Source organism: Paenibacillus aceris, from assembly GCF_017874035.1.
In the GTDB taxonomy this organism is placed as follows: Bacteria; Bacillota; Bacilli; order Paenibacillales; family NBRC-103111; genus Paenibacillus_E; species Paenibacillus_E aceris.
This window is the reverse complement of record NZ_JAGGKV010000004.1, coordinates 89521-105195: the sequence shown is the minus strand read 5'-3', so window position 1 is coordinate 105195 and position 15675 is coordinate 89521. Positions and strand designations below refer to the sequence as shown.

Genomic DNA, 15675 nt, shown 5'->3' with positions numbered 1-15675 from the left:
TGCTAAGATAGAAATAAACTAGAATCAAGCTTCCAGAAGGCAATAAAAAGGAGTTCCTATGAGAATAAACTCACTACTTCGATTTTCCTTTTATCGACGCATTCAAATCTCATTTCTCTGCTTTATTTTGCTGCCGACTGTCGTAGCCTCTTTTCTCAATTATTCGATTACGCATAAAAATGTGAAAGAGAAAATTTTTCTCAGTAATCAAACTGTGCTTACAGTCATCGCGAAGGATATTTCCAAAACAGTTGACGATATGACGTATGCTTCTAACTTTTTTGTTCAGGATGAAAGTGTGAGAAAGCAGCTGCGCAGCTTTGCGAAAATGAAGCGCATTGAAAGCTTCAGTGATTTTGAAACGTATTCGCAAATTAAAGATTTTTTCGGTCTATTTGATTTGAAAACAATGAATCCGGATATTCTGATGTACGTGTCGAATCAAGCGGGATTTATCGTTCAGTCAAGTGAGATTCAAGGGTCTGATCCGGAAAACATTAGGCAGCAATACGAAACCGTCAAAACGCGCGTGAATATGTCAAAGGCCAATATTATGCAATGGCTTGGGACCGTTCCAACGCAGGGGGCAACCTCAATAACGAATAGCTCCTATCTGCTGGCAAGGGTGATCAAATCTCCGAACGATATTGAGCCTTTAGGAACTTTGTTTATTTCCATACCTGACCGCTATTTTATGAAAGCGTTCGCTCAGCTGGGTACTTCGAAGTTGGCTCTTTTTGATGCGGAAGGTCAATTTATTGCAGGGAACCGGGATGTCTCTTATGCCAGCAACGCTGCCGTAAAAAATAATATAAGGAACGAGAGCCCCATTCAATATTCAGGCTGGAGGCTCATAAGTGAAACGCCCGATTCACAAGTTACCGGTGAAATTACGAAGACCTTTTTTATTACCTTGCTGCTGATGGTTCCTTTTTTCCTCATCTTCTTCTTCATTTCGGTGTATGTTGCAAAGCGGCTCCACCGGCCTATTCGGAAGCTGCAAGCAGGGGTTAAGCAATTTGGTAACGGCAATCGCCGGATTCGTTTTGAAGAAACCGGAAAAGATGAAATTTCAGAACTAGGCAGAACTCTGAACATCATGCTGGAGCAAATCAACCAGCTTATCGTGGAAAACGAGCAGGAGCAAGAGCAGAAGCGCGAATTGGAGCTTCAGGCGCTCTATTCACAAATTCGTCCCCATTTCCTGATGAATACGCTTAACTCGATTAAGTGCAATTTAGCATTAGATAATGAGATGATTCATAGCCAAAAAATCAATTCTTTGATGAGCTTGTTAAGGGCCTATATGAAGTTTAATGAACCAACCAGTCTGGAAAATGAATGCAAATTGCTTTTTCACTATGTGGACATTATGCAAATGCGCACTGATATTGTAGTTAAGTTGGACGTTGATCTTCCGCCAGTTCTCGCTAATTTGGAGTTTCCGAAGCTGCTGCTTCAGCCTTTAGTGGAAAATGTGTTTGTGCATGGCTTTAAGAAAGCCGTTGATCAGCCTAAGATACACATCCACGCAGAAAAACAAGAAGACTGGGTGGAAATTCATATTTCCGATAACGGTTTAGGAATGAGTGCTGAGCAAATCGACCAACTCAATGCCGATCTGCAAAGCTCGCCGGATGCAGAAGCATGGCAATCTTATAAGCGAGTAGGGTTGTGGAATGTTCTTCAGCGTCTCAAGATGACCTATGGCAGCAGCTCGTCAATGAGATGCGCAAAGAGCGAGCTGGGAGGCTTGACCATTATACTAGGCTTCACAGAGAAAATAGACACGGGGGGATCTGCATGTTGAATGTCATGTTGGTAGATGATGATGTCCCGATGATCAAATATTTAACGAAACTCATTTCATGGGAGTCGTTAGGGCTGCGGCTAGCTGCAACTGCGCATTCAGGGGAAAGTGCCATACAGATTTTCCATGAAACGCCTCTTGATCTGGTTATTACGGATATTGGCATGCCGCAAATGGATGGGTTGGAGCTTGTAGCTCAGATGAAAGCGCTCAAACCGGAGCTGCAGGTCGTGTTTTTAACTTGTCATGAAGAATTTCATTATGCCAGAAAAGCTGTGCAATTGGATGCAGTTGATTATTTGATAAAGGATGAATTAACACTTGAGCAGCTTGACGTGAGTCTGCGTAAAGCGATTCAATTGTTAACTGAGGCTAAAAATCAAGTAGAGGACATTGTGTACAAACAAGATTTGATTAAAAATAAAGATTTGCTCAAACAGATGTACTTTCAACAGCTTCTCAAATCCTCCTCGGCCATGGAGATGCTCAGCTACGGGAAGCGATTAGGCATAAACTGGGAGCATTCGCATTTTATTATGGCGATTGGCTCCTTTCACAGGGCTTCCGTCCATAAGCAGTACAAATTTGAAGATATGAATTTACTGTTATATGCTGCCGGGAACATAGCCGATGAATTGTCCTTGCAATCGCAGCAGCAGGTGACGTTATTTTCAGATCAAGAAGGCCAAATGATTTGTATATACAATTTTCAGCCGAACCTTAGCTTGAATACGACAACTTTGTTTACGGACTATTTATTGTCTTTACGGGAATTGATCAGGCAGTATTTGAAGATGGATGTGTTCCTTCATTATGGGGTTCCTTTTAAAGGAGTGGAGGGCATAAGAGCAAATTACAAGACAATGAAGCAGTGGCAGAAGTCGTCTTTCTATGAGGATGATACCTTTGGTCTGATGAAATCATTAGAAGTACCGTTATGGAATGTCACTCATTCCCTAGAAGAACAATGGGATCGGATCGCGGTGGCCGTTCGAGAGTCTAATCCATGTGACATTACTCAATCGCTTCTTGCGTTAGAAGCTTTTGCTCGTAAAGAACGGTTGGAGTCAGGCATGTTTCTTGCCGCATGCTCGAACCGAATTCGCCTCATCGAACTGGAAGCTAAGCAGAACAGTGAAGAAGCATTTCATAGTTGCTTGCTGAGATGTAAGCGGCTGAAAGAGAGTCTTGAATTGCTGAATAATAAATTGATGGAGCTCCATGCCTCTAAAATCAATACGAATATAGACAAAAAGCCCAAATTGCAGCAAATCGACCGTTATATTAACGATCATTTATCAGAAAATATATCCATGGTGGATATCGCCGATTACTTATTTTTGAATCCAAGTTATTTCTCACGGTATTTCAAGCAAGAAACAGGCGTGAATTTCGTTGATTACTATCATCGTTTCAAAATGAAAATTGCCTGCAGCTTGTTAAAAGAGAAGCAGCACAATATTGAAATGATAGCTCTGAAGCTGGGCTATATGGAACGCACGTATTTTTCAAGAATATTTAAAAAGTATGTGGGGGTTAGTCCGAAGCATTACAAATAAGTTGTTCATTGAAAAATGCGGCAGCTTCCTCATTAAATATGGACGATGTCAGATGTAAGCGTGTACACTGCTAGATAGACGCAAAAAAGGCAGAGGCATCCATACTCCGCTTTTCTCACCGTCGTCATTCCGTTTGAAAAATGGAGGCTGAACATGAGGAAAACGCTATTTAATCGGCTGCTGCTTTCCTATATGCCGATTTTTATTATCGTGGTCACGTTTACGTTTTTCGTGTTTTTTCAGGTTCTGAGTGAACAAAGCCGCAAAGAGGCGCTAAATGCCAACAAAATGCTGTCTTTACAGGCGATGCGTTTGATCGATACCTCACTGAAGGCGATCGACAATATGGTGATGATGGAAACGATTAACAATAAGGAATTGTTCGATTTCTTCAATAATGAGTCAAAAAGTAATGTTTTCACCAATATTAGCGCGGTAAAAAAAATGCGGGATATGATCGCCTCGTACCCCATGATTGATTCGATCTATTTGGTGCGGTTTGAAGACAATTTCGTGCTCAGTAATGCGACAAGCGATCAGCTTAGCAATTACATGGACGAGCCGTTTATTCAACGGGCGAAGGACCCGCTAGTATCCAAACAATGGTCAGGCGTAAGAAATTTTGAGCAGTTTTCAGTAAAAGGGAGCAAGCCTGTGGTTAGTCTTGTGCGTGGAGCGCCATTCATCACAGGCGAGAAAGGGATGATCGTCGTCAATGTGGCGACGGATTCTTTGCGGAGCAGTATCGCCGACCTGTACGATCCCAAAACAAGCTTTATCGGCCTACGGGACGCAGTGGGCAACGATTTGTTTAGTGATTTCAAAACAAACGAACAAACAAAGATTTTCTCGAATTATGTATCCAGCTATACCGGATGGTCGTATCAAAGCGGACTTGTAAACGGCAAGGTTTTTCATGTTATCTCCTCGCTGTATAACGTTTGGTTTATTATCGGAATCGCGATGATTGTGGTTGGATTTGTATGGCTGCTTTATGTGACCAGGCGCAATTCGAAGCCGCTGGAGCAAATCGTAGCGCGTATTCGCGGTTACCGTCTCCCGCTGTCCAAGGAGGGGGGCGATGAATTTTCGTTCATCGAATCGGCACTGTCCAATATTATTGAACAATCGAATCAGTATCAACAAAAGCATGAAGAAGACAGGCATCTCCGAACGAGGTACTTGTTCCATCAGCTCATTGAAGGCGACACAGGGTTAACGCACGATGAATGGGTGGAAGAAACAAGCAGCTTGCAGCTTCCATATGCTTCCGATCGACAAGTGGTGCTTGTGATCGAAATAGATAAATACAGTGATTTTTGCTGCCAATTTTCACGCAGAGATCAGAATCTTCTCAAATTTGCGCTGCGCAGCGTCATTCAGGAGCTCGCTCCGAAATATGAGCTTGAGCTATGGGCGGAGTGGACTTCAGCCTTTCAACTCAGCGTTATGGTGTTCACGGGTAGCGAGGAGGAAGCCAGCGCTCCCCAGATCCTTCAACTTTTTGATAATGTCCGTGCGTGGGCTCAGGATAATCTGAAGTTTACGGTAACGGTTGGTATCGGTGAGCAGGTTGCACAACTTTCCAGCGTCGCAGACTCGTATAAAGAAGCGCTAAGGGCGCTTAAATACAAAATTGTGTTGGGAGAAAACAGGCTGATCACAAGTGAGCACATCGCCAATCACGGTCAGGCCGAAGTGTTTTCACATTTAAATGCAATCCGTTCCATCATTCAGTCGTTCAGACTGCTCGAAGAAGAATGGAAGACGAAGTATGATGAACTTTTCAGTGAAATGAAGCTAGGTTTATTAACCAAAGATGAAATTATGAATCTGATGAATTATTTAATTTATTATTTGGGTCGGGAAATGGCGGGTATGACCAAAGAGTTTCAAGAAATATGGGTGCTGGACGGTTTGCCGAGGCTCAGTAAAGTGATAGATGACTGCCATTCCCTAGAACAAATGCGGGAACAATCTTTGAGCGTGCTGAACAGTTTATACACAGGTTTGCTGGAAGCGCAGGACAGGCGCCTGCACGCTGGTACGATTCGTGATATGCGGAAGTTCATCGAAGAAGAGTACGCCAATCCGAATATGTCGCTTGATTATCTCAGTTCAACTTTTAACATTAACAGCAAATATGTGAGCAAGTTGTTTAAAGAAGAGACGGGACAGAAATTCGTTGATTTCCTGATTGATATCCGGATACAGGTTGCACAGCGGCTGCTCGCGGAATCACAAGCTCCGATGCAGGAGGTGGCTGAGCAGATCGGTTATACAAGCGCAATCTCTTTCAGTCGTGTGTTTAAGAAAATAGTAGGCTGCTCACCCGGTGAATTCCGCGAGGAAGCGGTGCGCAAACAGATTGGGTGAATTTGGTTAATCAGTTGAAAATAGTTTGCTGAGCTTGTTTACATAGCCATATCAACCTGTTTTTCAATTAGCAGCTCCGGAGAATCTCCGGGGCTGCGCGCTTTTTCTGGCGATGCGAAAACGGTTAAGGTTGCGATTCTTGTTTCTTGCAGCAGCCTGCTTTCGCCTTTACGATGAAAGTGTGAAAGCGCAATCCATACAGACGAAAGGAGAAGGAGCCTATGTTAAGCATGCAAAAGGAATTAGGAACGTCCATGAAAAAGATGAAGCGTCACTGGCAGTTATATTTGGTTGTATGTTTGCCGCTGCTGTACTTAGTCATTTTCAAGTATATTCCTATGGCTGGTGTCGTTATTGCTTTCAAAGACTACAACGTCATCAAAGGCATTTGGGGCAGCCCCTGGGTTGGACTGAAATACTTCGAACAGTTTTTCGAATCCCCGAATTTTTGGCTATATTTGAAGAACACGCTGGGCATCAGTATGTACGGTTTGCTTGTGGGCTTTCCAGCTCCGATCCTATTGGCGCTCGCTTTGAATGAGATCCGTAACGGTTTTTTCAAAAGCAGTGTGCAAATGATTACCTACGCGCCTTACTTTATTTCGACGGTCATCATGGTGTCTATCCTCATTGTCACCTTGTCGCCAAACGTTGGCATTATCAGCAAGTTCCTGCATGCGTTCGGTGTGGACAATACCAATTTCATGGGAATTCCGAGTTTGTTCAAATCGATCTACGTTTGGTCGGATGTTTGGCAGCATACGGGGTATGGCGCCATCATTTATATTGCGGCTTTGTCAGGTGTTAACCCTGAGTTATATGAATCGGCCAAAGTAGATGGTGCGTCCCGCATGCAGAAAATTTTAAATATCGATATTCCGAGTCTGATCCCGGTTTCCGTCATCCTGCTTATTCTCAATTTAGGCAACATCATGAAGCTTGGCTTCGAAAAAATATATTTGATGCAAAATCCGCTCAACGTTAGCACGTCGGAGGTCATTTCGACCTATGTGTACAAGGTGGGGCTCCTCAGTTCCAGCTTCAGCTTTTCGGCAGCGATTGGTTTCTTCAACTCGGTTGTCAATCTGATTCTTCTAGTAGGGGTCAATTACATTGCCAAAAAGTTGTCCAGTTCAAGCTTGTGGTAACAGCCTGCGCAGTCTGCAGTAAGGAGGATCCTATATGATAAAAGCGTCAAGAATTCGCGAATCGCAGGGTGACCGATTGTTTCTGCTCGGTATTTATATCTTTCTGATCGCGGTGCTAATTGTCGTCCTGTTTCCGCTCATTTTCATCATCAGTTCATCGTTTAGCTCACCGCAAGCCGTCGTCTCCGGCAAAGTGTGGCTGCTCCCTGTTGATGTTACGCTGGAGGGCTACAAAGCGGTGTTCCGCAATCCGCAAATCGTAACCGGTTACATGAATTCGTTCTTTTATGCAGTGGTCGGCACCATCGTCAATGTCGCATTAACCGTCATGCTGGCTTATCCCATCGCCAAAAAAACGTTCTACGGCCGCAATGTCATCATGGTGCTTCTCGTGATCACGATGATGTTCGAGGGAGGGCTTATCCCATTCTATCTCGTGGTCAAAAACCTGCATCTACTCGACACGCGTTGGGCGATGATTTTGCCGGGAGCCATGGCGGTGTTTCAAGTGATTATCGCCCGCACCTTTTTTCAAACATCGATACCTGATGAAATTGCAGAGGCGGCGGAACTCGACGGTTGCAGCGATATCCGATTCATTACAAGTATCGTACTCCCGCTCTCCAAGCCGATACTGGCTGTGCTGACGTTGATGTATGCGGTTGGCCATTGGAACGCCTACTTCGATGCCTTGATTTTCCTGAAGTCACCAAATTTGTTCCCGCTGCAGATCGTTCTGCGCAACATTCTTATTCTTAATACGATAGATCCAACCATGGTGTCCAAGGTCGATCAGATGCTGGCACAGCAAGGCTTGAAGGACCTGCTTAAGTATTCGCTTATCGTTGTGGCTAGCGCACCGGTCCTCATTATTTATCCGTTTGTGCAAAAGCATTTTGTTAAAGGTGTCATGATTGGTTCATTAAAAGGTTGAAATTACATGGATCGATAAAATGGGAGGAGTCGTCATGATGAAAAAATGGAATAAATCATACACGGGTTTGGTGGGAGCTGCGCTTTGTTTCTCCCTCGTCTTGAGCGCTTGCAGCACAGATCCAGGCACATCTGCAGAAAACGCACCTTCAGGCAGCGCACCAGCAGCAAGCGATGATTTCACACCGGTTGGACAATATCCGATTGTTAAGAAGCCGATGACGATTAAAATGTTCGCTCCGCAGCTGGCCAGTATCGAGAATATGGAGACCAACTCCTTCACCAAATATCTTCAGGACAAAACGAACATTCAAATTAAATGGGATCTCGTACCTGACAAAGCGCTTAACGACCGCAAACAGCTGATGCTCGCAAGCGGCGATTACCCTGAAGTGATTTTGCAAGGGGCTTTAACGAAAGACGAGCAGATGAAGTACGGCAAGCAAGGCGTGTTTATTCCGCTGAATGATTTGATTGATAAATATGCGCCTAACTTCAAGAAGGCAATGGCTGACCTGCCCTACTTGAAAAGCTCCATCACATCGCCGGACGGCAACATCTATGCCCTTCCGCAAGTGAACGAGTGCTTCCATTGCAACTATGCCCAAAAGCTGTGGATTAATCAGGCTTGGCTGGATAAACTCGGACTAAAAATGCCGACGACAACAGATGAGTTTTACGAAGTGTTGAAAGCTTTTAAGGATAAAGACCCGAATGGCAATGGTAAAAAAGATGAAATTCCGTTGACGGGTTCGGACGACATGTGGGCAGGCAACATCGCCTCCTTCTTGATGAACTCCTTCATCATTGACGATCAGGTAGATAAAGATAGCGGCACTTTTCTCCAGTTAAAGGACGGCAAGGTGGATATGACCGCCAATAAGCCGGAATGGAAGCAAGGATTGTTGTACCTGAACAAGTTGTACAAGGAAGGTCTGATCGATCCCGCGTCTTTTACGCAAAATTCCGATGCGATTCAGCAGTTGGGTAACCGCCAGGACGCCAATGTGATGGGCGGCATAACGACCGCTTTGATCAGTTACGCACACTCCCCGGACGAGAAGCACCCGCGTCACAAGGAGTATACGACTGTACCTCCGCTCAAAGGACCGAACGGTGTGCAGCAAGCAGGGTATTTTGCGGGAGTAGGCAGCTCGCAAATGGCGATTACCAACAAAGCGACCAAAGAACAGCAAATTGCCGCGATCCGATTGGCGGACTATTTGTACACAGAAGAAGCGATCGTACTGGAAGAGCGCGGCACAGAAAATGTAGGATGGCGCAAAGCCAAAGACGGCGAGCTTGATATGAACGGTAAGCCGGCCAAATATGCCGTTATTCCTAAGGTTGACAACAAACCTACGCACAATGATGGTTGGGAACAAATCGGGCCGTCGCTCCGTACGTTCCAATATCGCGATTCATGGGCAGCTCTGCAGGATCCGCTTGCAGAAGGGGCATACGAAGTTCGCCTGAAGCGGGAATCAGCGAAATATGAACCATTCCAATCGAAAGTCATGTATCCGCCCAGCGTATTCATCGCACTGGAAGATGCGGAAGTTGCAGCGCAGCTGAAAACGACAATCCGCGATTACATCAAGTCCAATATGGCGCAGTTCATTACGGGCAGCAAAGACATAGACAAAGAATGGGATAGTTATGTAAAAGGCTTTGATGGATTGCAGCTTGGTAAATATATTGAAATTTATCAAAAGGCTATTGCCAAAAAGTAATTGGGAAAGCTGTCGCATGTTCCGCCATCTGATCTGATCTTTGATCTGGAGGCGGAATGCTGTGACTTCAGAATGCTCTGATGCGAAAGAGGTGACGGATGAAATGAACTGCGGTTTGCAGAACATTTTCTACAAATATGTATGGTCAGCGAATTGGTGGAATCAGGGGCGTGAAGACACACAGGTGAAGCATTTAGAACTTTCCTGCTGTAAAAATGACAGCGCTGCCTTCCAAGCATTGATCAGCTCGGATCAAGAGGATATGCTCGTTACACGTGGTAGGGATGCGCTCTTATGGAAGGGAGGACCGGTTCAAATTGTACGCTGCGAGGTGGAAACGGATGCGCCTTGCAAGGTTGATTTTCTGCTTATCGGGTTGATTGAGGACGATAATCGTGCGATGACATCCGATGTACTGCTGGATGAACCCGTTCAATTTATTCGGAAGCGTCAGATTCAGCCAATCTGGGTAGAGCTCCATGCCGATGAATCGGCTGCAGCCGGTCAGTATGAAGGAAAGTTGAAATTCTACACACATACGATGTTCGAAGATGAGGTTCTGGAGAGCGAATTGACGTTTCGTTTGACGATCCGTGAGCAAGCGCTGCCGAAGCCTCAAGACTATTCTTTTTATTTGGATTTATGGCAGCATAACTGCAATATTGCAAGAAAATATGATGTTTCCTATTGGTCTGATGAGCATTTCATGCTCCTTGATTCGTATCTATACAGCTTGGCGCAGCTCGGACAAAAGGCGTTGACGCTTGTCGTTTCAGAAGAACCGTGGAGCGGCCAGCGCTCCTTTATCGATGCCGAGCCATCCGATTTGAATGAATACAGTATCATTCCTATTGTTAGGAGGAAAGATGGCCAATTTGACTATGACTTTTCCCCGTTGGATCGCTATGTAGAGCTGGGGGAGAGGCATGGCATAGACAGAGAGCTGGAAGTGTTCGGTTTAATCAATATTTGGAAACACGATGATGAGGGCTACGGCGGGGTTGTGGAGGATTACCCTGATGCCATCCGCGTCCGCTTTTTTGATGAAGCATCGGGTTCTTATAAATTTATACGGGATATATGTGATCTTCAAGCTTATGTCGTGGTGTTAGAGCAGCATTTTATCGCAAAAGGGTGGATCGACCGTGTTCGTGTTGTTGCTGATGAACCGGCTGATCTCGCCATTTTCGAGGAAAGCTTAGCCTGCTTACGCGAAATGGCGCCATCACTGTGGTATAAAGCAGCCATCAATCATACCGAGTTTATTCGTAAAAACATCGAAGGCATCGTTGATTATGTACCTGCTCTTGACTGTGCGGCTGAGGAGTTTGAACAGCTTGCGCAGCTTAGAGAGGATGTGAAGGGGACATTCGCGTACTACGTATGCTGCTCACCTGAGAAACCGAATACGTTTCTTAGTTCGCCCTCGATTGAGTCGCGGGTCATCCCTTGGCTCGCGGAAAAGCTGAAGTTAGACGGCTTCCTGCGCTGGAATTATACCGTGTGGCCTGACAAACCGCTGGAGAAGTTATCCTATCGCCCTTTGATTTGGAAGGCAGGCGATACGAATTTCGTTTATCCGGGAAAAAACGGCAAACCACTGCTTTCGCTGCGTTACAAATGGCTGCAACGGGGCATTCGTGATTACGAATATATGCAGTTGCTTAAACGGAATGGACAGGAAGATCAGGTTGAAGAAATTCTTCAACATGTATTTCGATTCGAGCATCCGAGAGAGCTCGCGCCCTCCTCTGGCAAAACCGCTAAACAGCTGTACAGTTTTAAAGTAGATGACTATGACCGATTATATCAAATTGATATCGAACCGAATGAATGAAGCATTATTGAACAAATCGCATGAGAAAGGTCGGATGATATGAATCTTGTACAAAAGTTAACGCCCACAGCCAGACAGCTAGCCTATCAAAATTGGGAATTTGGGTTGTTTCTTCATTTTGGGCTGCGCACTTTCTATGAAGGTTATGTTGATTTCGATGAAAGGCGGATGGATCCGGCAGCCTTTCATCCCGCTCATTTGGATTGTGAACAGTGGATTCGAACAGCCAAAGAGGCCGGAATGAACTACGCGGTTCTAACGGCGAAGCACCATGATGGGTTTTCCAATTGGCCTTCCCGCTACAGTCAATTTAGTGTGGCCGCCTCCCCATGGAAGGAAGGGAAAGGGGATGTCATTCGCGAATTTGTTGATGCATGCCGAAAATATGATGTGAAACCGGGGCTGTACTATTCACCGTATGATGGTTCTGCGGATTTCTACACCCAGGATGCGAAAGCCTACGATGATTATTTCGTCAATCAAATAACAGAGCTGCTCAGTGAATATGGTGATATTGACATCCTTTGGTTTGACGGTTGCGGCTCTGAAGGGCATTCGTATGATTGGAATCGGATTATTGGTGAAATCCGCCGCATGCAGCCTCAAATTTTAATTTTTAATATGGGAGATCCCGATTTTCGGTGGGTAGGAAACGAGGATGGCATTGCGCCTGTGCCCTGTTGGAATGTCGTTGACGCTACGGAGTTTTCCATTTTGACGGAGAAGAAAGAGCAATTAGGTGATCGATTGTGGCTGCCTGCGGAATGCGACGTCCAGATGCGGGGGAATTGGTTTTATAGCGACAGCGATGTACATACCCTGAAAAGTGTGGAAGAACTGATGGGCATTTATTTGCATTCTGTTGGCAGGGGAGCAAACTTGCTTCTCAATATCGGGCCGGATAGAAACGGCTTGCTTCCTGAGAAAGACGTGGAAAGGCTGCTTGATTTCGGTTCGGAAATTCGCAGACATGTAGGAAGTCCTTTTGCAACGCTGGCGCAATGCGATAAACGGGGCCATACGTGGGTTTACGAGACGGAGAAAGCTCAGATGCTTGATCTTGTTGTCATTGAAGAGGATTTGACTGACGGCGAGCATGTAAGAAGTTTCAGGATAAGCATCATCACGCAAAAGTCGAGACGACCTGTAACCATTTATGAGGGACAACATATCGGCCACAAAGCCATCATTCGTGTCCCGGCCATAAAAGTCCGTGGCGTTATTGTGGAGATCACGGAAAGTGACCAAGAAGCAGATCTTCAAGGACTAAGCTTTCATCATGTTGGTAATGGAAATGAATACGGGAGGTAAGAAGATGAAAATCGGGCTAAGTTCTTATAGTTTGCTGCAGGCGTTGAAATCAGGCAAAATGACAATTTTGGATGCTGTTGACTGGGTGAAGGAGAATGGCGGCGAACATCTGGAGCTTGTTCCTTACGGCTACACGCTGGTTGACAATCTGGAACTCGCAGATCAGCTTAGGGATAAGGCGAAGACGGTTGGTATCGACCTCTCTAACTATTCCATTCCGGCCAATTTCGTACAGGAAACTGAGGCGGAATTCGAAGCGGAAATGGATCGCGTCAAGCAGCATGTTGATCTTGTGCATCGGTTAGGCATTCGGCATATGCGCCATGATGTTACCGCATTCACACTTCCACCTGAGAAAATGACCATTAAATACTTTGAAGATAGCCTGCCGCTCATTGTTCGCGGCAGCCAAATCATTGCCGACTATGCGGCCGAATACGGCATTACGACAACGATTGAAAATCACGGCTTTTCCGTGCAAGCAAGCGATCGCGTACAGCGTGTGCTGTTTGAAGTCAACCGTCCTAATTTTAAAACAACTTTGGATGTAGGCAATTTTATGTGCGTGGATGAAGCCCCGTTGGTTGGCGTGCGCAAAAACCTGCCTTACGCATCTTTGATTCACTTTAAAGATTTTTATTTCAGACCGTACTTTCAAGACCCGGGAGAAGGCAATTGGTTCCGAACGTCCAATGGGAATTATTTAAGAGGCGCGATCGTCGGTCAAGGGGATATCGAGATCCGGGAAGTCGTCAAGCTGATCAAAAGCTCAGGTTATGACGGCTATGTAACCGTAGAGTTCGAAGGGATGGAAGATTGCGAATTGGGCTCACGGCTCGGTATGAACAACTTAAAAAAATTGTGGCTTGAAAATTAATATGAAACCTAAGGCTGCCTCCGCTTAATACAAGCGGTTAGGCAGCCTTTTTAGGATAAGATGACACCAACTTCAGCATGCTGCACGAATCGTTAACCCTATAAACCCAGCCAATCCAGCCAATCCAGCCAACGTTGTCAATCTCGCCAGAAAAGTATCCACGTTAACGCTGAAAAACAACGTCTCAGCCTCCAACCATCTAGAGCTGCTCCCCCAAATGGGAACTACAGGGCGTTATTTCACCGGGAAACGGCTTATGAGCCGGCGAAGGGGAACTGTGGTCCGTTATTTTGCCATTTGGGTAGAAATGGTTCCCATTTAGCTGAGATAAGACCCACTAGTTCCCCAGCTGCACCCGAACCTCCTATTTTCGCCAAAATAGCGTCCTGTAGTACCCATAAATAAGGTTCCACACAAATCCTCTTTGCTCCGCTTGTTATGCGCCCCAGATGCGCGGCATCGGCATCGATTCCTTGCCCAGCTCTGCCCAAATATACCGCAGTAGCAGCTCGGACTTGAGCGCAGTGTATTCAGGATCGTTCCACAGGTTCCGAATTTCACCCGGATCTTCTTGCAGATCAAAGATTTCACCGTAGGATTGATTATAATATACGGTGATTTTGTATCGCTCGCCGACATACGTTTTCTGATGAATGGTCGTTGGCTCATGACGGAATTCACATATGGCGTGATCGCGGGCCATGCTGGCTTTGCCGGTCCATACCCGGCTTTGATCAACTCCCGTCATATGGTGAGGAATAGGAATCCCTGCCATGGATAGAAAGGTGGGAGCCAAATCGACGAGCGATTGAATGGCCGGGGATGTTCGACCCGCAGGCACATGTCCCGGATATCGAACGATAAACGGAAGCTTGATAAGATCCTCGTAATGAAAGCCGCCTTTATACTGCAGGCCGTGCTGACCGAAAAAGTGCCCATGATCGGTGGTAAACACCACGATGGTGTTGTCGGCAAGACCGAGCTCATCGAGCCGATCTAAGATGCGGCCAATGTATTTATCCATACAGCTGATCATGCCGTAGTAGGTTGCAACTAGCTGCTTGCGCTCACTTTCAGGCAGCTTCGTATGAGAATGATACCCATGTATGCCAAATCCGCTTTCACGCAAATGGGAAAAATCAGGCTCCACCTCTTGTGTTAATCCGAAATGCGGCGGATTCTGGTCATGCTCGCCAGGGGTAACGGCAGGTATCGTCAGCTGATTCGGGTCATACATCGTATCCCAAGGAGCTGGAACGAGGTAATCCGGATGAGGGTCAAAAAAGCTGGACCACAAAAAGAAATTTTCCTCTGAATCTTTGTACTGCTCCAGCAACGCGTTCGTTCTTTCAGCGATCCAAGTGTTGTAATGGTACTCCTCCGGGATATCCCAGCGATGCAGCTTGGAAGAATCCATCGTACCTGTTGGAGCGAGGAAATAATCTCTCCAGTTCGTACATCCTTTTTCCTCCATCCAAAGCGCATAATGTTGACCGACAAGGAATTCATTCGTATGATTGCGCGCCAGCTCTACATGGTCAAATCCATAGAAATCCTGATCGAATGTTTTCCAGAATTCAAGATCCTGCAACAGCGGGACAGACTCTAGAGAAGAGTAGGCTTCGGTTTCCCGCAGCGGCTGGAAATGTGCCTTGCCGACTAAAGCGGTGCGGTAAGAGGCTTCCTTGAAATCTTCGCCGACTGTATGGCGGTCTTCGAAGAGCTTAGTGCCAAGTGTCCAAGCCCCATGCTGACTTGGGTGCATGCCGGTGATGATGGAAGCGCGGGTAGGCGTGCAAGTGGGATTCGGGCAGTACGCACGTGTAAAAGTTGTACCCTCCTGTACCAGACGATCCAGATTGGGGGTGGAGAGTTCAGAATTAAAGGCACCCAGGGTGTCCCAGTGTTGTTGATCGCTTGTGATCAAAAGAATATTGGGTCTTTTCAAAGTGTCTTCTCCTTTCTAATATGTAGATAGGAATGCTTTATTTAAGTATAAGGCTGATAAGGTTATATCAAAATAACAATATGTTTTGTATTTGTCATTATGTTGGATTCATTATGTTGGATATATTGGGGGGATGAGAAGCG

The 15675-nt window shown here is 45.7% G+C and carries 10 protein-coding genes; 9 read left to right on the top strand and 1 reads right to left on the bottom strand.

The window, feature by feature from the left end; genetic code table 11:
- The first annotated feature begins 58 nt into the window (after positions 1–58).
- From J2Z65_RS09730 to J2Z65_RS09690, 9 genes are all read left to right on the top strand, one after another.
- A complete protein-coding gene (locus tag J2Z65_RS09730) occupies positions 59–1810 on the top strand; it encodes a sensor histidine kinase (protein ID WP_167053223.1) in 1752 nt (583 codons plus the stop codon).
- Entirely contained in the window at positions 1804–3369 is a 1566-nt protein-coding gene (locus tag J2Z65_RS09725) for a response regulator transcription factor (RefSeq protein ID WP_167053225.1), read from the top strand. The genes J2Z65_RS09730 and J2Z65_RS09725 overlap by 7 nt, the downstream gene beginning before the upstream one ends.
- A 153-nt stretch (positions 3370–3522) precedes the next feature.
- The gene (locus J2Z65_RS09720) at positions 3523–5745 is read left to right on the top strand and encodes a helix-turn-helix domain-containing protein (RefSeq protein WP_209855830.1); all 2223 of its coding nucleotides are present in this window, start codon (positions 3523–3525) and stop codon (positions 5743–5745) included.
- Between the two features lie 221 nt (positions 5746–5966).
- Positions 5967–6893: an ABC transporter permease gene (locus J2Z65_RS09715; protein WP_167053227.1), complete on the top strand. Its 927-nt coding sequence runs from the start codon at positions 5967–5969 to the stop codon at positions 6891–6893.
- Positions 6894–6927: 34 nt separating this feature from the next.
- On the top strand, positions 6928–7827 hold the full coding sequence (locus tag J2Z65_RS09710; RefSeq protein WP_167053229.1) for a carbohydrate ABC transporter permease: 900 nt from the start codon (positions 6928–6930) through the stop codon (positions 7825–7827).
- Positions 7828–7861: 34 nt separating this feature from the next.
- Positions 7862–9559, top strand: a complete 1698-nt coding sequence (locus J2Z65_RS09705; protein ID WP_240159507.1) for an ABC transporter substrate-binding protein — start codon at positions 7862–7864, stop codon at positions 9557–9559.
- 61 nt (positions 9560–9620) lie between these two features.
- On the top strand, positions 9621–11396 hold the full coding sequence (locus tag J2Z65_RS09700) for a DUF4091 domain-containing protein (protein WP_338111556.1): 1776 nt from the start codon (positions 9621–9623) through the stop codon (positions 11394–11396).
- Positions 11397–11435: 39 nt separating this feature from the next.
- Complete coding sequence (locus J2Z65_RS09695; RefSeq protein ID WP_167053231.1) at positions 11436–12707, top strand: alpha-L-fucosidase; 1272 nt, start codon at positions 11436–11438, stop codon at positions 12705–12707.
- Between the two features lie 4 nt (positions 12708–12711).
- Positions 12712–13584, top strand: coding sequence for a sugar phosphate isomerase/epimerase family protein (locus J2Z65_RS09690; protein WP_167053233.1), 873 nt, complete (start codon positions 12712–12714; stop codon positions 13582–13584).
- 436 nt (positions 13585–14020) lie between these two features.
- Here J2Z65_RS09690 and J2Z65_RS09685 read toward each other — a convergent pair whose 3' ends face one another.
- Complete coding sequence (locus tag J2Z65_RS09685; RefSeq protein WP_167053235.1) at positions 14021–15532, bottom strand: sulfatase family protein; 1512 nt, start codon at positions 15530–15532, stop codon at positions 14021–14023.
- Positions 15533–15675 lie beyond the last annotated feature (143 nt).

What these genes read in the sequence shown, in the direction of transcription:
- J2Z65_RS09720 (WP_209855830.1), top strand. Translation starts at nt 3,523, where the DNA reads ATGAGGAAAACGCTATTTAATCGGCTGCTGCTTTCCTATATGCCGATT.
- J2Z65_RS09730 (WP_167053223.1), top strand. Translation starts at nt 59, where the DNA reads ATGAGAATAAACTCACTACTTCGATTTTCCTTTTATCGACGCATTCAA.
- J2Z65_RS09705 (WP_240159507.1), top strand. Translation starts at nt 7,862, where the DNA reads ATGATGAAAAAATGGAATAAATCATACACGGGTTTGGTGGGAGCTGCG.
- J2Z65_RS09715 (WP_167053227.1), top strand. Translation starts at nt 5,967, where the DNA reads ATGTTAAGCATGCAAAAGGAATTAGGAACGTCCATGAAAAAGATGAAG.
- J2Z65_RS09710 (WP_167053229.1), top strand. Translation starts at nt 6,928, where the DNA reads ATGATAAAAGCGTCAAGAATTCGCGAATCGCAGGGTGACCGATTGTTT.
- J2Z65_RS09690 (WP_167053233.1), top strand. Translation starts at nt 12,712, where the DNA reads ATGAAAATCGGGCTAAGTTCTTATAGTTTGCTGCAGGCGTTGAAATCA.
- J2Z65_RS09725 (WP_167053225.1), top strand. Translation starts at nt 1,804, where the DNA reads ATGTTGAATGTCATGTTGGTAGATGATGATGTCCCGATGATCAAATAT.
- J2Z65_RS09695 (WP_167053231.1), top strand. Translation starts at nt 11,436, where the DNA reads ATGAATCTTGTACAAAAGTTAACGCCCACAGCCAGACAGCTAGCCTAT.